At 70.0% G+C, this 18388-nt stretch carries 7 protein-coding genes; 5 read left to right on the top strand and 2 right to left on the bottom strand.

All coding sequences use genetic code 11. The features are described 5' to 3' along the window. Together LZ199_RS36055 and LZ199_RS36050 are read right to left on the bottom strand one after the other, a co-directional pair. Positions 1-10807 (bottom strand): non-ribosomal peptide synthetase (locus LZ199_RS36055; RefSeq protein ID WP_253998320.1); only part of this gene is annotated, 10807 nt, incomplete at its 3' end. Positions 10808-10825: 18 nt separating this feature from the next. Further along, on the bottom strand, positions 10826-12829 hold the full coding sequence (locus tag LZ199_RS36050) for a hypothetical protein (protein ID WP_253998319.1): 2004 nt from the start codon (positions 12827-12829) through the stop codon (positions 10826-10828). A gap of 203 nt (positions 12830-13032) precedes the next feature. Here LZ199_RS36050 and LZ199_RS36045 point away from each other — a divergent pair, with 203 nt between their 5' ends. From LZ199_RS36045 to LZ199_RS36025, 5 genes are all read left to right on the top strand, one after another. After that, a complete protein-coding gene (locus LZ199_RS36045; protein ID WP_253998318.1) occupies positions 13033-13224 on the top strand; it encodes a Xan family putative trans-acting RiPP leader peptide in 192 nt (63 codons plus the stop codon). 11 nt (positions 13225-13235) lie between these two features. Then, on the top strand, positions 13236-14234 hold the full coding sequence (locus LZ199_RS36040) for an aromatic ring-hydroxylating oxygenase subunit alpha (protein WP_253998317.1): 999 nt from the start codon (positions 13236-13238) through the stop codon (positions 14232-14234). 8 nt (positions 14235-14242) lie between these two features. Then, entirely contained in the window at positions 14243-15250 is a 1008-nt protein-coding gene (locus LZ199_RS36035; protein WP_253998316.1) for a c-type cytochrome, read from the top strand. A 115-nt stretch (positions 15251-15365) separates the two neighbouring features. Further along, positions 15366-17273 (top strand): hypothetical protein, encoded by a 1908-nt coding sequence (locus tag LZ199_RS36030; protein ID WP_253998315.1) that lies wholly within the window; start codon positions 15366-15368, stop codon positions 17271-17273. 17 nt (positions 17274-17290) lie between these two features. Beyond that, on the top strand, positions 17291-18364 hold the full coding sequence (locus LZ199_RS36025; protein ID WP_253998314.1) for a hypothetical protein: 1074 nt from the start codon (positions 17291-17293) through the stop codon (positions 18362-18364). Positions 18365-18388: the final 24 nt, after the last annotated feature.

The following is an 18388-nucleotide window of genomic DNA, read 5'->3' as shown; positions in this document are numbered from 1 at the left end:
CAGGGAGCCAGCGGGCCCTGTCGCCGGTGCGGTAGAGGCGGGAGCCGGGCGTGTCGCTGAAGGCATCGGGAATGAAGCGCTCGGCGGTGAGGTCCGGGCGCGCGCGGTAGCCACGGCCGAGGCTGGGGCCAGCGATGAAGAGCTCACCCGGGACGCCGACGGGGAGGGGCTGGAGGGAGTCGTCGAGGACGTAGAGGCGGGTGCGAGCCAGGGGCTTGCCGAGCGTGACGGGCCGCTCAGGCGAATACACCGCGCCGGTGACGCAGATGGTCGTCTCGACGGGCCCGTAGGTATTGATGAGCCGGGTCTGCGTGAAGGCCAGTGCTTGGATGAGTGACTCGGGAAGGACCTCTCCACCCGAAATCAACACGCGCAGGTGGCGCAGGGCTTCGAGTGCACCGGGCTCCTCGATGGCGGTGGCGAGCGAGGAGGGCGTGGTGGAGACGTGGGTGATGCCGTGCTGGAGGATGTCACGGCCCAGGTTCAGGGGGCCGACCGGGCGCAGCACCACGCGAGCGCCACGCGTGAGACTGAAGAGCAGTTCCTCCATGTGGATGTCGAAGGAGACGCTGCTGGACGCGGCCCACGTCGCGCCGGGCGCGGTGTCATAGAGCGCATCGAACGCGGCGAAGCCATGGACGAGGTTGCGCTGAGTCAGCTCCGCGCCCTTGGGTTCACCGGTGGAGCCCGAGGTGTAGATGACATACGCGAGGTGGTCCGGACGCGCGGGCGTGGGGAGCGCGAGCACGGCGCCGGGCTTCGCGGCGTCCTCGGGGCGCACGAGGGGAATGTCGAGCGAGGCACCCTCGAAGAAGGACTCACGAGAGACGAGCAGCCGCGCACCGGACTGTCGCAGCAACGAGGCGCGACGGGCGGCGGGATGCGAGGGCTCCAGAGGGAGGCAGGCCGCGCCGCTCAAGTGGATTGCGAGCAGGGCGACGACGGAGTCCGCGGAGCGCTCCAGGCACAGACCCACCACCGTCTCCGGCCGAGCACCGAGGGCCGCGAGATGCGAGGCGAGCTGAGACGCCCGAGCGATGAGCTGGGCGAAGGTGAGCGAGCCCTCGGGAGTCACCAGCGCGACGGCGTCAGAAGTCCGCGCGGCGGAGGCGACGAGGAGCGAGGCGACAGTGGCCTCTTCATCGAAGGGCTGCTGTGCCGAGTGGAACCCGTGCACCACCTGCTGGCGTTCCTCTGAACTCAGCAGGGACAGCGCGCCCACGGAGTGCGTCGGCGCCTCCAACGCCTGCTCCAGAAGACGCACGTAGTGGGACAGCATCCGCGTCCCGCTTGCCTCCGTGAACAGCGAGGTGTCGTACTGGAGATACAGCTCGAACCCCTCCGCGTCTTCGATGACGGAGAGGCTCAGGTCGAACTGGCTGGTGCCGTTGTCGACGAAGCGCGGCCGGGTGGAGAGTCCCGGGAACTGTCCCTCCCCGGAACGGTTCATCCGGTTCAGGTCGAACAGGACCTGGAAGAGCGGCGTCTGGTGGAGATTGCGCTCCAGGTGGAGCGCTTCGATGACGCGGTCGAACGGGACCTGCTGGTGAGTGAACGCCTCCAAAGACGTCGCGCGGACGTGGGACAGCAGGTCGGCGAAGGACGTGCTGGCGCTCACGCGGGTGCGGAAGACGACGGTGTTGATGAAGAGACCGACGACGTCCTCCAGCGCGGGATGCGCGCGGCCGGAGACGGGAATCCCGACGCACAGCTCGTCCTGCCCGGAGTAGCGCTGGAGCAGCGCGGCGAAGGCGGCATACAGCGCCATGAACGGCGTCACCTGCTGCAGACGGCACAGGGTGGCCAGGGCTTGCACCAGCTCGGGGCTCAGCCTGTGCGGCGGGCAGAACGCGCCTTCGTCTCCGCGCACGGCGGGGCGTGGCTTGTCGAGCGGCAGTGCCAGCGCCGAGGGCGCTCCCTCGAGCCGTTGCTTCCAGTAATCGAGGTGGGCGTCCTCACGAGCACGCACGGCGGGCGTGCGCTGCCATGCGGCCACGTCCGCTTGCGTGAGCGTCACCGGGGGAAGGGCGGGCTCTTCGTGCTGGCTCAGGGCGGAATAGGCCACGGCCAGCTCACGCAGCAGGATGTCGACCGACACGCCGTCGACGAGGAGGTGGTGCAGCACGAGCAGCAGCACATGGTGCTCGGCGCCCAGTCGGAAGAGTCGGAAGCGATAGAGGGGCCCTTCCGCGAGCGGGAAGGCACGGCTGGCTTCCTCCCGGGCCCGGATGCGCAGGGCTTCGTTGGCATCCACGTCCGTCGAAGCGAGGTCCTCCTGTTGAAGCACCTGCGACGGAAGCGGACTGACCCGCAACATGGGCCGACCGTCCTCGGGGACGAAGACCGAGCGCAGCGAGGCATGGCGCTCCAGCAACAGCCGGAGCGACGACTCGAGGGCGGCGATGTCGAGAGGGCCCTTCAGCTCCATCGCCTCCGGGATGTGGTAGGCGCGCAGCGAAGGCTGGAGCTCGTGCAGGAACCAGAGCCGCTCCTGCGCGAACGACGGGAGCGGGGGCTCGCCGGCGGGACGAGGCGTCGGCGCGGGAAGCGGCAACGCGCGGTCCATCGGATGCGCCGAGAGGACGCTGGCGAGCGAGGCGACGGTCGGGGTGGAGAAGAGCGTTGCGAGGGGCAGCTCCACTCCGAAGGACTGTCGGATGCGAGCCACCAGCCGGGTGGCGCTGAGCGAGTGGCCTCCCAGCGAGAAGAAGTCCGCGTTCCGGTGCACCTTCTCCACGCCGAGGACCTGGCGGAAGAGGAGCGCGAGCAACTCCTCGGCGGGGCCTTGAGGGGGCTGCTGGTGCTCGGTCTCGTCGGCGTCGGGCTCGACGGGGAGCGCGGCCAGGGCCTTGCGGTCCACCTTGCCGCTGGTGTTGGTGGGCAGCGAGTCCAGCGCGCGCATGCGCGAGGGGACCATCGCCTCCGGCAACAGCTTGGACAGCGCCTGACGCAGGGCGCGGAAATCAGGGGACGCGACCTCCGTCACCAGGTACGCGACCAGCTCCATGTCCCGGACGCTCTGTCGCGCGATGGCGGCGGCCTGCCGGATGCCAGGAAGGCGCAGCAGGGCGGCCTCGACTTCCTCCAGCTCCACTCGGACGCCGCGAATCTTGAGCTGGAAGTCCGTGCGGCCGAGGAAGGACAGGGTGCCGTCTGGCATCCAGCGCGCCCTGTCACCGGTGCGATAGAGGCGCGCGCCGGGAGTCTCGCTGAAGACATCGGGAATGAAGCGCTCGGCGGTGAGGTCCGGGCGCGCGCGGTAGCCACGACCCAGGCCCTCGCCGCCGATGAACAGCTCGCCCGGCACGCCCACGGGCAGAGGCTGGAGCGCGTCGTCGAGCACGTAGAGCTGGCTGCGGTCCAGTGGCCGTCCCAGGCTGACGGGGCGCTGGGGCACGCACACATCCACCGCGACGCAGACGCTCGTCTCGGTGGGACCATACGCGTTGACGATGCGGGTCTGCGTGAAGGCGAGCTGCCGCACGAGGGAGTCGGGCAGGGCCTCGCCACCCGTGACGACCACCCGGAGCTCGCGGAGGGCCTCGGGCGCACCGGGCTCCTCGAAAGCGGTGGCGAGCGAGGAGGGCGTGATGACGATGTGGGTGATACCGTGCTGGAGGATGTCGCGGCCCAGGTTCAGGGGGCCAACGGCGCGCATCACCACGCGAGCGCCACGCGTGAGGCTGAAGAGCAGCTCCTCCAGATGCATGTCGAAGGACAGGCTGCTGGACGCACCCCAGGCGTGGCCCGGAGCGGTTTCATAGAAGGCATCGAAGCTGGCGAAGCAGTGGACCAGGTTTCGCTGGGTCAGCTCCGCGCCCTTGGGCTCACCGGTGGAGCCCGAGGTGTAGAGGACATAGGCGAGGTGCTCCGGGCGCGCGGGAGTGGGGAGCGCGTGCACGGCACCGGGCTTCGCGGCGTCCTCGGGCCGCACGAATGGAATGTCGAGTGGCGCGCCCTCGAAGAAGGACTCGCGCGAGATGAGCAACCGCGCGCCGGACTGGCGCAGCAGCGAGGCACGACGTGCGACGGGATGCGAGGGCTCCAGCGGGAGGCAGGCCGCGCCGCTCAAGTGGATGGCGAGCAGGGCGACGACGGAGTCCGCGGAGCGCTCCAGGCACAGGCCCACCACCGTCTCGGGTCGAGCGCCGAGGGCGGCGAGGTGTGAAGCGAGCCGCGAGGAGCGGGAGTCGAGCTGCGCGAAGGTGAAGGAGCCCTCGGGGCTCACCAGCGCGACGGCGTCGGGCGTGCGCTCGAAGGAGGCGCGCAGCAGCGTGGCGAGGGTGGCCTTCTCATCGAAGGGCCGTCGCGTCGCATTGAAGTCGCGCACCACCTGCTGGAACTCCGCGCGCTCAATCAGCGACAGCGTGCCGATGGGCTGCTCGGGCGTCTCCAGCGCGTGCTCCAGCAGTCGCTCGAAGTGGCCCAGCATCCGCTCGAGCGTGGTCGCGTCGAACAGCTCGGTCCGGTAGCGGAAGTACACCTCGAGCCCATCGCGCTCCTCCGCGACGGAGAGGCTCAAGTCGAACTGGCTGGTCCCGCTGTCGACGGGAAGGGCTCGGGACTGGAGCGTGGGGAAGGCAGCCGGGAGCGGGTGCTCCATGCGGCTCATGTCGAACAGGACCTGGAACAGCGGGGCGTGGCTGAGGCTGCGCTCCACGGGGAGCGCCTCGACGACGCGCTCGAAGGGGACCTGCTGGTGGGAGAACGCCTCCAGCGAGACGGTGCGCACGTGGGCCAGCAGGCTCGCGAACGAGGCTCGCGGGTCCACCCGGGTGCGGAGCACGACGGTGTTGAGCAGCAGGCCGACGACGCCTTCGGTGGCCGCGTGGGAGCGGTCGGAGACGGGAGTGCCCACGCACAGCTCGTCCTGACCGGAGTAGCGCTGGAGCAGGGTCGCGAAGGCGGAGTACAGCACCATGAACGGCGTGACGTGATGCTGACGGCACACGTTGTTCAGGGCGCGGTGCAGCGAGGCGCTCAGCCGGAGATGACGACTGAGGGCGCCGCTGTCGCCCAGGACGGCCGGACGGGGCCGGTCCGTGGGGAGCGCGAGTCGAGACGGTGCTCCCGCGAGCTGCTGCTTCCAGTATTCGAGGTGTGCCTCCTCACGGGCGCGCACGGCGGGCGTGCGCTGCCAGATGGCGATGTCCGCCTGGGTGAGGGTGACGGCGGGCAGGGCAGGGACGTGCTTCTGACTGAGCGCCTCGTAGGCCACGGCCAGCTCATGCCGGAGGCCGTCGAGGGACACGCCATCGACGAGGATGTGGTGCAGCACGAACAGCAGCACGTGGTGCTCGGCGCCCATCCGGAAGAGGTGGAAGCGGTACAGCGGTCCCTGCGTCAGGGAGAACGGCCGGATGCACTCCGCGGTCAGCCGCTCCCAGGGCAGGGCGGTGTCTCCCTCTCCTGTCGCTTCCACGCTCTCCACTTCGAGCACCCGCGCGGGGATGGGCTCGATGCGTGGAGCAGGGCGGCCTTCCTCGGTACCGAAGAGCGTCCGCAGTGCGGCATGGCGCTCCAGGAGCAGTCTCAGCGCGGCGTCCAGGGCGTCCACGTCCAGCGGGCCGCGAAGCTCGACGGCCTCGGGGACGACATAGGCGCGCAGGTCGGGAAGCAGCTGGTGGAGGAACCAGAAGCGCTCCTGCGCGAACGTCGGCAGCAACGGAGCGTCGGGAGGCTTCGGCGTCGGAGCCGGAAGCGGGGTGCTCTGGGCGTCAGCGCCGCGAGCGAGGATTGCCGCGAGGGCGGAGATGGAAGGCGAAGCGAAGAAGGAGGCGAGAGGAAGGTCAACGCCGAAGGACTGACGGATGCGGGAGACGAGACGGGTGGCGGAGAGGGAGTGGCCACCGAGGGAGAAGAAGTCGGAGTCGCGAGAGACGGAGTCGAGGCCGAGGACCTGGGAGAAGAGAAGGGAGAGGAGCTCTTCGGTGGGGCCGCGAGGAGGAGAGAAGGACTCGGCGAGAGGGAGGGAGTCGGGGAGGGGAAGGGAGGCGAGGGCCTTGCGGTCGACCTTGCCGGAGGAGGAGAGGGGGAGGGAGTCGAGGACGCGCAGGAGCGAAGGCACCATGGCGTCGGGGAGAGAAGAGGAGAGGGACGAGCGCAGGGCGCGCAAGTCATGGAAGGGAGAGTCGAGGACGAGGAAGGCGAGGAGGGAGTCGCGAGTGGCGGGGTGGGGAATGGCAGCGGCGTGACGGACGCCGGGGAGGCGAAGGAGAGCGGCCTCGACTTCCTCGAGCTCGACGCGGACGCCGCGAATCTTGAGCTGGAAGTCGGAGCGGCCCAGGAAGGAGAGGGAGCCGTCAGGGAGCCAGCGGGCCCTGTCGCCGGTGCGGTAGAGGCGGGAGCCGGGCGTGTCGCTGAAGGCATCGGGAATGAAGCGCTCGGCGGTGAGGTCCGGGCGCGCGCGGTAGCCACGGCCGAGGCTGGGACCAGCGATGAAGAGCTCACCCGGGACGCCGACGGGGAGGGGCTGGAGGGAGTCGTCGAGGACGTAGAGGCGGGTGCGAGCCAGGGGCTTGCCGAGCGTGACGGGCAGCTCGGGCGAGCACGGCGCGGACGTCACACAGAGGGTCGTCTCCGTCGGACCGAAGGCGTTGGTGAGCCGGGTCTGCGTGAAGGCGAGCTGCTTCACGAGTGCATCGGACAGGGCTTCGCCACCGGTGACGACGACCTTGAGCGTGCGAAGCGCCTCGGGCGCACCGGGCTCCTCGAAGGCCGTGGCGAGCGAGGAGGGTGTGATGACGATGTGGGTGATGCCGTGTTGGAGGATGTCTCGGCCCAGGTTCAGGGGACCGACTGGCCGGAGCACCACGCGAGCGCCGCGCGTGAGGCTGAAGACCAGCTCCATGATGTGCATGTCGAACGAGAAGCTGCTGGAGACAGCCCACGTCGCGCCGGGCGCGGTGTCGAGGAAGGCGTCGAAGCTGGCGAAGCCGTGGACAAGGTTCCGGTGTGTGAGCTCGACGCCCTTGGGCTCGCCCGTGGAGCCAGAGGTGTAGAGGACATACGCGAGGTGGTCCTGACGCGCGGGCACACAAGGCGCGAGCGCGGCGCCGGGCCGGGAAGCGTCCTCGGGGCGCACGAGGGGGACAGGAAGCGCGGTGCCCTCGAACAAGGCCTCGCGGGAGATGACCAGTCGCGCGCCGGACTGTCGCAGCAGCGAGGCGCGACGGGCGGCGGGATGCGAGGGCTCCAGGGGCAGACAGGCCGCGCCGCTCAAGTGGATGGCGAGCAGGGCGATGACGGAGTCCGCGGAGCGCTCCAGGCACAGGCCCACCACGGCCTCGGGACGGGCGCCAAGGGCGGAGAGGTGCGCCGCGAGCTGTGTGGCCCGCGAGGAGAGCTGGGCGAACGTGAGCGAGGTGTCGGGCGTCACCAGCGCGACGGCGTCCGGAGTCCGCGTCGCGGTGCTCAGGAACAGCGAGGCGGTGGTGGCCTCCTCGTCGAAGGGCCGCTGCTCCGAGTTGAAGTCCCGCAGCACCTGCTGGCGCTCCGCCTCCGTGTGCAGCGGAAGCTCCCTGAGCGCGGACGTGGGCGCATGCAGCGCGTTGCCCAGGAACTGGAGGTAATGGGTGAGCATCCGCTGGACGCTGGAGTCGTCGAACAGCTCGGTCCGGTAGCGGAAGAAGAACTCGTATTCCTCCTGGACCTTGTGGACCGTGAGGTGGAGGTCGAAGGCGCTGGAGCCCGGGCCCAGGTGCAGCGCCCGGGGGGTGAGCGTGGGGAACGCCGACGCGAGCGGATGCTCCACGCGGCTCATGTCGAACAGGACCTGGAACAGCGGCGAGTCGCCGTGGGTGCGCTCGACCTGGAGCCTCTCGACGACGCGCTCGAAGGGGACCTGCTGGTGGGAGACGGCCTCCAGCGAGGTGGTGCGCACCTGCGCGAGCAGGTCCACGAAGGAGGCACGCGCCTCCACCTTCGTGCGCAGCACGACGGTGTTGATGAACAGGCCCACGACGTCGTCGGCGGCGGGGTGCGTGCGGCCGGAGACCGGGGTGCCCACGCACAGCTCGGCCTGACCGGAGTAGCGCTGCAGCAACACCGCGAACGCGGCGTAGAGCACCATGAAGGGCGTCACCTGATGCTGCTGGCAGACGGCATCCAGGGCCTGTCGGAGCGCGGGTGTCAGCCGGTGCCTCGGAGTCGCCGCGCCCCGGTCGCTCACGACGGCCGGTCGGGGCCTGTCGGTGGGCAGGGACAGCTGGGAGGGGGCTCCTTCGAGCTGGCGCGTCCAGTACTCTAGGTCCGTGTCCTCGCGGACCTTCATCTCCGGGTTGCGCTCCCAGGCCACCAGGTCCGCGAAGGTGAGCTCGGGCTCGGGCAGGAGGGCGCGTCGCTGTCCCGCTGGAGCGGCATAGGCCTGCCCCAGCTCACGGAACAGGATGTCCAACGACAGCCCATCCATGACCAGGTGGTGCAGCACCACCAGCAGCACGTGGTGCTCGGGCGCGAGCTGGAACAGCAGGAAGCGGTAGAGCGGTCCCTGCTCCAGGGAGAAGAGCCGGGAGGCCTCTTCCCGCAGCCGCGCCCAGGGCAGGCCCTCTTCTCCGGAGCCCCGCACCTGCTCGACGCGCAGCACGTGCGCCGGCACCGGCTGCTCGCGGGGGACCGGATGTCCCTGATGGGAGACCACGAGCGTGCGAAGCGCGGGGTGCCGCTCCAACAACAGCCGCAGGGAGTCCTCCAGCGCCGCCACGTCCACCGGGCCCCGGAGCTCCACGGCCTCGGAGTGGATGTACGCGCGCAGCTCCGGCTGCAGCTGGTGCAGGAACCACATGCGGTCCTGCGAGGCCGAGACGAAGCGCGGCGCCTCTTTCGGGAGGCGCGTCGGCTCGGGCAGCAGGGGCAATGCGGAGCGGGAACGCTCGGCGACTTCGCGGGCGAGCTCCAGGACGGTGCTCGTTCCGAACCGCGCACTGAGCGGCAACCGCACGCCCAGGGTCTGCTGGATGCGGATGATGAGTCGCGTCGCGCTGAGGGAGTGTCCACCCAGGTCGAAGAAGCTCACGTCTCGCGCCACGTCCTGGCGGCCCAGCACCTGACCGACCAGGTGCGTGAGCATCTCCTCGACGAGGCCGCGAGGTGCTTGTCCCGCGGGGGCCTGGAGTCCGTCCTCCTGGGCTGGAACCGGTTGGGTGGCGACGGCTCGACGGTCCACCTTTCCATGGACCGTCAAGGGCAGCGCGCCGCGCACCACCACCTCGGAGGGCACCATGAACTCGGGCAGGCGCTGACGCAGGTCCGCGCGAAGCTGGCGGGGCTCGATGCGCAGCCCCACCGCGGGCACCACGTGGGCCACCAGTCGCTTGCCCGATGAAGGGTCGGCGACCGCGAGCACCACGGCGTCGCGTACGGAGGGATGGGCGCGCAGCGCGGCCTCGACTTCGGGCAGCTCGATGCGGAAGCCGCGCACCTTCACCTGGTAGTCCGCGCGGCCGAGGAACTCCAGCACGCCGTCCTCCCGCCAGCGCACCAGGTCGCCCGTGCGGTACATGCGCGCGCCAGGGACGCCGTGGAAGGGGTCCGGCAGGAAGCGCTCGGCGGTCAGCGCGGGCTGCTCCATGTAGCCCCGCGCGAGCCCCTCGCCGCCGACGAACAGCTCGCCGGTGGCTCCGATGGCGACCGGCTCACCGTCCTCGCCGAGCACGTACGCGCGGACGTTGTCGATGGGGCGGCCAATGGGGAACGTCTTCGCGGCCTGGGCGGACGCGGTCGCGATGTACGAGGTGGCGAAGACCGTGGTCTCCGTGGGGCCGTACCCGTTGATGACGGGAATCCCCAGCGTGTCGATGACCCGGCGCACATGGGTCGCCGCCACGATGTCGCCACCGGCGAGGAGCTGCTTGACGGGGCGCAGCAGCTCCAGGTGCTCCTCCACCACCTGGGAGAACAGCGCCGACGTCAGCCAGAGCGTCGTCACGCGGGCCTCGCGGACCACCCGTGCCAGCTCCTCCAGCGACGGGACTCCCGGAGTCATCACCACCAGCCGGGCCCCGTGGAGCAGCGCTCCCCAGATTTCGAACGTGGAGACGTCGAAGGAGAGAGGCGTCATCAACAGCTGCGTCTCGTCCGGCCCGAAGCGCGCGTAGCTCACGCCCAGGTGGTTGCGCAGCACGCCCTGGTGCGTCGTGCCGACCCCCTTGGGCCTGCCGGTGGAGCCGGACGTGAAGTCCACGTAGGCCAGCGAGTCCGGCAGCGCTCGGAACGGTGGGGCGTGAGGGGCCGGGCTCTCCAGCGAGAGGTCCTCCAGCACCAACAGTCGCGATTGCCCGACGGGCATCCGGGAGACGAGCGCGCGTGTGATGATGATGACCTGGGGCCGGGCGTCCTCCACCATGGCCGCCAGTCGCTCGCGCGGGTACGACGTGTCCATCGCGACGTAGGCGCCACCGGCCTTGACGATGGCGACCGCGGAGATGATGACCTCCAGCGAGCGCTCGACGGCGAGCCCCACGCGCACGTCGGTGTCCACGCCCGATTCGCGCAGCTTCAGGGCGAGCACGTTGGAGCGCGCATCCAGCTCGCGGTACGTGAGCCGGCTGTCTCCGAACTCGACGGCGACCTTGTCCGGGAAGCGCTCCACCACCAGGGCGAAGACCTCCGGCAGCGTGGAGTCGCGAGGGTACTCGGACGTCGTCGCGTTCCACTCCACCAGCACGCGCTGGCGGTCGGACTCGGGGAGCCTCGCGGGCGGAATGAAGGTGTTCTCGCGTTCCGCCGGCCCGACCTGCGCGGGCCCGGAAGTCGTCTGCTCCGGGAGGGGGGACTGACCGGGGAGGACGGAGTCAGGGGGAGTGGTCATGTGAAAGGGCGTCAGGGGCTACAGCCGGAGGCGGAGGCTCATGCCGGCTCGAAACATTCCCAGGTCCGTCGCGGGGAGGGCCGCCACGGAGGGGTCGGGTTGGAAACGGAACTCACCGCCGCGAGCGCCGAAGGGCGCCTCGACGAACGCCGCGACGTTCACGTTGTTGCGCACGAAGCCGAAGTCCAGGCGGCCCAGGAACGACGGGTCCCCCAGGTTGCCGAGCACGGTGAGCGTCCACGACGGCTCATAGATGCTGCGGCGGGTGACGGTGATTTGACCCAGGCCATACGTCCGGCCGAAGTACAGGGCGCGGTAGTCCCCGGTCGACTGGACCCACGTGAGCAGCCGTCGGTCGTCGTCGCCCAGCTGGTTGTAGAAGCCCTCCGCCCGGAGGACGGTGCGGTAGAGGTCTCCCATGCGCAGCTCGGCGGCCACGCCCGCGCTGGCCTGCACCTGCGTGCCCGTCACGGTGCGCTCGACGAAGCTCCCCTCCGGCGTGGACCGCCACAGCCGGGTGTCCGAGTCGCGCACGAAGGCGACCTCGGCGTTGAGGTCCAGCCTCCCGATTCCCAGCGAGTAGTCCAACCCGTAGCGCGGGCGGCGCCGCTCCAGGAAGGACGCGGAGGCGATGAGCTCGCTGGTGCCGAAGGCGATGTCTCCGCGCACCGCGCCGCCGTAGCGCGCGCGAGGGAGCGCGCCGGTGACCCCGGTGTCTTCCAGGGTCGCCGTCGCATACCCCCACAGGTTCGCGCGCAGCGACTCGAAGGGCACGTTCACCTTCACCATGTCCACGCCCTGGCGCAGGTCGAACACGCCGAGCGGATCCGGGTTGGGGGAGCGCAGGAAGTCGGTGGTGTTCCAGATGCGGGAGCTTCCCCACTTCACATGCTGGCGTCCGGCCGTGACGTAGACGCTGTCGAAGAGGCCGAAGTAGAGCCACAGCTTGTCCAGGCTCGTCCTCGGCGTGGAGAGCGTCGGGTCCAGCGGGTCATAGACCAGGCGGCCCACCACGTAGGCCCGGATGTCGTCCTGGGGCCTGAAGTCCAGGTAGACGTCCACGAGCCCCGGGAAGTACGGCTGCGCGGCCGTGGTGGCGTCCGTGGCCCGCTGGGACACCACCATGTCCGCGCGCTGGAAGTAGAACCCGCCGAGCGTCAGCACCTCGGGCTGCACCGGGTCCGCGAGCCGCGGCGCCTGCGTCTCCTCGGGCTCGTTCAGCGGGCGCGGTCCCTGCGTCGTGTCGCTGTCCGCGGTGGGACTCGGCGCGCCTTCGCCGCTGTCCATCATCGCGGGACGCAGCAGGTCGCTCGAGCTCGAGCCGGTGTCCGCGCTCGGGACCTCCACGCGTGCCACCGTGAGCTCCGGGACGACGGGGGACGTGGCGATGGGCTCCACGGCCACGGTCTCCGAAGGCGCTTGCGACGCGGTGGTGGGAGTCGCTTGAGCGAGGCCGTCGTCGGCGGGCGTGTTCGTGCTCGCGCGCGGCTCGGGGCTCGCCGTGGGAGCCTCCTGCATCAGGGGTGGCTCCACCGGAGCGATGCGCGCCTGACGCGCTCGCGCGGCGGGGAGGTACGTCAGCGCCTGGAGCTCTCCGCGCGCGAAGAACACCGCGAGCCCGCGCGCGACATAGTGGAGGTAGGGCTCGTTGGTGGCAGAGAGCCTGACCTCGTGACACGGCTTCTTCGCGCGGCCTCCGCCCTGGCACGCGGGGCCGAACATCCGCTCCACCGCTTCGCGAGACGGCGCGGGGGAGGGATACACGTCGAGGCGGCGCAGGCGCTGCGTCCTCTCATCGACGTGGAAGTCCGCGCGCACGGTGCCCGACGGCGCCGAGTCCGCGTCATACGTGAGCACGCGCGCGCCGCCGGCCGAGTGTCGCCGCGTGGGCTCACCGAAGCGGCTCAATACCTGCTGCTCGGTGGTGGCGCCCGGGCGCACCTGCTTCCAGACCTCTGCTCCCGCTGTGCCTCCAAGCAGGAGGCAAAACACAAGCAAGGCGCGGGTGAGCGGGGCTGGCATGGGGGAGCCGCACTCTAGCCTCCTCTTAATCAATGTCGCGAGGCACCCACCCCACCAGATTGCCTGTCAGGGCGTTACGTTTCATGAACACACCGGCCGCCGAGCCGTTCACGCATTGCGTGAACACACCCGCCGCGTGTTGACACCTCGCCTGGATTCCCACGAGCATGGCAACCCCTTTGCTGCGAGTGCCAGGAGGAGTCATGGCTTCGGAAGCGTCAGAGTCGGTCCAGTCGCCCAACACGTCCACGGTGGTCTCCGAAGCGGCTGCTCCCTCTGCGGAGCCCGCCGCCGCCGCTGTCTCGGCGGCCCCCGAGAAGCTCGATGAGATTGAGGAGATCGACTTCTTGCTCGAGGAGATTGAAAGCAAGATCGCCCCGCTCGCCCTCGCGTGAGCACCCCCGCCATGCCGCGCCCCTATGAGGAGGCGCTCGCCGCGTTCTGGCATCCGGTCGCCTTCTCCCGCGAGCTGAACGAACGGCCGCTTGCCTTCCGACTGCTCGGAGTGGATGGCGTGGTCTGGCGGACCGCGTCAGGCGTCGCGGCCACGCAGCGCTATTGCGCGCACCGGGGCGCGGACCTCTGCGACGGCGAGCCCGTGGGAGAGGGGCTGCGCTGCGCCTTCCATGGCTGGACGTACGGGGTCGATGGTGGCTGCGTGAGGGTGCCCTCGCAGCTCTCGGCGCCCATCTCCCAGAAGGCCCGGCTCGCCGCGTACCGCTGCGCCGAGCGCTACGGGCTCATCTGGGTCTGTCTGTCCGCGACGCCGTCGGCGCCGCTGCCGGAGTGGCCGGAGCTGGAGGACGGGGCCCTGGCCACCGTGGCGTTGCCGCTGCTGGACTGGGACGTGTCAGCGGGGCGGATGATGGAAATCGTCCTCGACGTGGCGCACCTGTCCTGGGTGCACCGGGGGACGTTCGGCAACCCCGAGCAGCAGGAGGTGCCCGCCTATGACGTGGAGCGGCACGCCTCCGGGCTGAGGACCCGCATCGTCTACCCGGCGCTCGGACCGAGCATCGGCGGGGCGCCCCCGCGCGTGGACAAGACGACGCTCACCTATGACGTGACGTTGCCCTTCTCCGTGCGGCTGGAGTTCAAGCCGACGCTCTTCTACACGCACACCGTCTACGCGGTGGCACAGCCGCTCTCGGAAGAGAAGATGCGGTGCTTCTACTTCTGCTCGTACCACCCGAAGATTCGCAACTTCGGGGAGATGTTCGTGAAGTCGGAGCTGGCCATCCTGGAGCAGGACCGGCGCATCGCCGAGGGCCAGCGTCCGAAGGCGCACCCGCTGGGCTTCGACGGGGAGGTCCACGTCAAGGCGGACCGGTTGCCCATCGAATACCGCCGCGCCATGGCGGCGCTGCGGCTGGGTCAGGCGCCAGACGACCCTAGGATGGAGTGAGAGCGCTCATGCATGCTGGCGGAGTGGGGCGGCTGGGTGCCGTCGTCGTGCTGACGCTCTTGTGGGGGCCCGCGTGTCGTCAGCGCGAGGAGGCCCCGAAGCCAGTGCCTCCCTCCACCCCCAGCGTGGTGGCTCCCACGGCCGCCGTCGTCCCGGACCTGGCGAAGGCCACGGAGCGCGTGCCCCGGGGCCGCTATCTCGTGGAGGCGGTGCTCGGCTGCGGCGCCTGCCACACGGCCCGGGACTACTCCCGCTATGGCGGCCCCGCGAAGGCCGAGCCGCTGGCGGGCGACTGCTTCGGCGAGGGGCATGGCATGCCCGGCCGGGTCTGCGCGCCCAACATCACCTCGGACCCCGAGCATGGCATCGGCCGCTGGACGGACGAGGAACTGCTGCGGGCGCTGAGGGAGGGCCGGGGCAGGGATGGCAGGACCCTCTTCCCCATGATGCCGTACTCGGAGTGGCGGTCCCTCTCCGACGAGGACGCACGCGCCGTGGTGGCGTTCCTGCGCCAGGTGCCACCCGTCCCGCGCTCCGTGGAGCGCACGCAGCTTCCCGAGGCGCTGGTCGCCCAGCTGCAGGGCCTGGCCAGCGCGTTGCCGGGACCCGTGCCCCCTCCGGGCGGGGACGTGGTCGCCAGGGGCCAGTACCTGGCCACCGTGGCCCAGTGCTCCTTCTGCCACGGAGGGCTGGAAGAGACGCCCGTGCCCTTCGCCGGCGGACTCCCCCTGCCCACCCCTTTCGGTGAGGAGAAGGCGCCGTCGCTGCGCCCCGAGGGCGCCATCATCAAGGGGGGCGAGGACGCCTTCGTCGCGCGCTTCACCGCCTGGAAGGACGTGGCCCCAGCCCCCAGCCGCCGGGGTCAGGTCAACAAGCTGGCCATGCCCTGGTCCCTCCTCGCGGGACTCCACGAGGACGACCTGCGCGCCATCTACCGGTACCTGAAGACCCTGCCCCCGGTGAGCGCGCAGATCGCGACTCCCCCGGCCGCGAGCCCCCCCACTGTCGGGAAGTAACGCAGCTGACTGTTGGCGTATTGGGTGGAGGGCCTATAGGATTCTCGGGTTCTCATTCGCTAGAAACCCGCCAGCCGATACAGCGAAGAACGGTACCGGCCTGGCACGAGTCCTCATGAAATCGCCTTTCAAGTCGCTGCTCCTGACGCTCCCGGTGCTGGCGCTCATCACAGGCTGCAACCTGTTCGATACGTCCGACGCGGAGGGTACGCGCGGTCGCGGCGCGACGGCCTTCGACCCGTACGACAGCTCCGCCTCGGGTGCCATCTCCCTGTCGCTGCTGTCCTTCAAGGGCTGCGCGATCCTGCCCAACGGTGAGCCGGTCACGAAGGGGGGGCTCGTCCTGCCCAGCTACCCCGACACGTGCCTCAACCTCAACACGGCCATCCCCCTGAGCAGCGCCATCCCCCCCGTGCCTCCTTCGGCGCGGATGAACGTGAAGCCGGGGGAGCTGTACTTCCTGCGGGAGTTCTCCGCGGTGGACCTGGCCCACGACGTCCACACGGACTACAACGACCGACGCACTCCGGCCGCCTGGGCGCGCATCCAATCGGACTTCAAGGACCTGGACTGGAGCGGCCTGACGGTGGGCCTCGACGACTGGAAGGTCCTGGACCCGGGAGCGATGCAGCGCGAGACGTTCTATGAGAACGCCGCCTGGATGAACTCCGACACGGACACGCTGCTCCTGGAGGTGCTCGACGCGGACGGCAACGTGCGCACCAGTGAGACCTACAAGCGCAGCGATTTCATGGCGGAGAACGCGGCGACGGGCCACACGCGCGTCTCCTTCGCCGTCACGGGCCTGGCGCCGCCGAAGTTCGCGGACGACCCCGTCCCCGTGGTGGCCGCGACGCGCGAGGCCATCAACTACCTCACCACGGTGAAGGTCTCGTTCGCCAACTCCACCAACCCCTTCAAGTCCTTCACCATGCCGGACCTCCGGGGCGAGGGGCTCATCCGGCTCACCTGGAGCCTGATGCCCCTGAAGCCGTTCCTGTTTCCGGTGACCTTCGTCCCGGAGAACGAGCGCCCCGACTCCTGCTTCGAGATGGGCCCCAACGGCCTGCCCACCGACGTGGCCGTGCGCTGCGGCTTCGGCCTGAAGCAGAGTGTCGTGGTGGCGCCGCCGCAGAACGGCCGCTTCCTGCTGCCGGGAGAGTCCCTGGACTTCGTCGTGGCGCTGCAGGACGGCGACGGCCACGCCCTCCACCCGCGCGACACCATGCCGAGCTTCAACGACTACATGGGGGACGGCTCCAACGGGCTCGCGTACTTCAACAGCAACATGCTCATCAACTGGCGCGACACCAGCGCCTCCGAGTCGGGCTTCAAGGTGGTGGGACCCCTCCAGGACCTGAAGGTCGTCAACGGCGCGCATACGCCGCCGTACTTCGCGTTCCCCACGGGTGTCGAGCCGGCGTACTACATCCATCCCGCCGCGGCCTACCGTCCCGGTGGCAAGTCCCACCGCCCCAGCACGCGCTACACCGTGGAGCTGCCGCCGGACGCGAAGCCCGGCACGTATGCCCTGCTCCTCAAGGGACACCGCAACTACATGGGCGAGCGGCTCAACCGCCTGGACCCCTTCTTCTTCCAGGTCGGTCAGGCGGAGCCCACGAAGTACCCCAACACGATTGGCAACTGCCAGGTGTGCCACAACGGGCCCAACTCGCTGAGCAACCTCCACCACGGCGTGAGCGTGGACCACGTGGAGACGTGCAAGGTGTGCCACTACGACGAGTCGGTGGGGCACGTGTCGGACTTCATGCACCGCATCCACGTCAGCTCGCGCAAGTACGCCCAGAACAAGGGTGACTGCACGCTGTGCCACCTGACGCGTGAGAGCACCCTGCGGCCCAGCCTCATCGCCTGTGCTGGCTGCCATCCGGGCACGCATGGCAACGAATACAAGAACCTCGAGTTCGAAAACCTCGCGTCCGCTCCCAACATCTACGGGAACTGCGCCAACGCGTGCCACGTGACGACGCCCCCGGCCGAGCACGTGCTGCCCCTCCGATGATTCCGAACAGGACCGCCATGAAGGCCCGCTCCCTCACCGCCACCTTCCTGCTCGCCGCCTCGCTGGGCGGATGCTCCGACTCCGAACCCATTCCTCCCGAGGAGGGGACGAACGCTCCCATCGGAGAGCTGCCCGAGCGCCGCGCCACCGTCTCCGGCGTCGTCTATGACCCCGAAGCCTTCTTCCTGACGGTGCTGAACTTCCCGGGCGAGGAGACGCCGCCGCCCGCCCTCTTCGAGGACACGCCGTACCTGCTCTTCTCGGCCATTCCCGGCGCGACGGTGCGGCTGGCTGGCAGCGGGGGCTCCGCGGTCTCCAGCGGCGCGTCGTCCTTCGCGGGCATCTGGCAGGTGGAGGGTGTCCCCCTGGATGCCACGACGCCCTATCTGGCGGAGGCGATTCCTCCCGCGGGGCCGGTGGAGTTCTTCACGGAGGGCGCGCCCTTTCCGCTGCCGCCGGCGACGCACTACCCCACCACGTACCTGCGTCCCATCCAGGTCAACGTCAACGAGTGCACCTCCCAGACGGCGCCCATGGTCGGCAGCGCGGGCGCCCTGGACGCGGTGGCCCAGTACCTGACGGGCGAGGGCACGCCGACGACGGTGGAGCAGTTGCTCGACCCGGCCCGGACGGGCGGCGTCGTCCTCTTCTGGGTGCATCCGCCCAGCTTCTTCTACGACTACTTCGTCATCCCGCTGGACAGCGTGGTGGGTGAGACGAGCGCCGGCACCTTGTTGTCGGTGAACTGGGCGCCTCCTGGAGTGGGGCCGCCGGGCCAGTCGCCCATGGGCTTCTTCGCGTCGCCGGACCCGACGGGCTTCTTCGGCTACTACGCGCTGGTGTTGCCTCCGGGGCTGACGACGCCCGTGACGGTGACCTTCAGGGACACCTACGTCCCCGCGCCGGAGGAGCCTGCGGGCCCGTACCCGCGCCCCCTGGTCATCTCGCCCGTCACGGTGCAGCCGCGTCCCGGTGTCTCCGTGCAGCGCGTGTTCGCGTATCCCGACCCCAACCTGCCGGCTCCTCCGGTGGACCCGCTCGAGGACCTGCCGCCGCCGCCGCTGGATGAGCGCTGGCTGTGCCAGCCGTAGACGGATAAGGCGACAAGCGCGCGC

It is taken from the genome of Myxococcus qinghaiensis (assembly GCF_024198215.1).
Classification (GTDB): Bacteria; Myxococcota; Myxococcia; order Myxococcales; family Myxococcaceae; genus Myxococcus; species Myxococcus qinghaiensis.
The sequence above is the reverse complement of the archived record's forward strand: the minus strand, read 5'-3'. Positions and strand labels throughout refer to the sequence as shown.

Coding starts and splice junctions, on each gene's coding strand:
- LZ199_RS36040 (WP_253998317.1), top strand. CDS start 13,236: ATGCCGCGCCCCTATGAGGAGGCGCTCGCCGCGTTCTGGCATCCGGTC.
- LZ199_RS36035 (WP_253998316.1), top strand. CDS start 14,243: ATGCATGCTGGCGGAGTGGGGCGGCTGGGTGCCGTCGTCGTGCTGACG.
- LZ199_RS36030 (WP_253998315.1), top strand. CDS start 15,366: ATGAAATCGCCTTTCAAGTCGCTGCTCCTGACGCTCCCGGTGCTGGCG.
- LZ199_RS36050 (WP_253998319.1), bottom strand. CDS start 12,829: ATGCCAGCCCCGCTCACCCGCGCCTTGCTTGTGTTTTGCCTCCTGCTT.
- LZ199_RS36045 (WP_253998318.1), top strand. CDS start 13,033: ATGGCTTCGGAAGCGTCAGAGTCGGTCCAGTCGCCCAACACGTCCACG.
- LZ199_RS36025 (WP_253998314.1), top strand. CDS start 17,291: ATGAAGGCCCGCTCCCTCACCGCCACCTTCCTGCTCGCCGCCTCGCTG.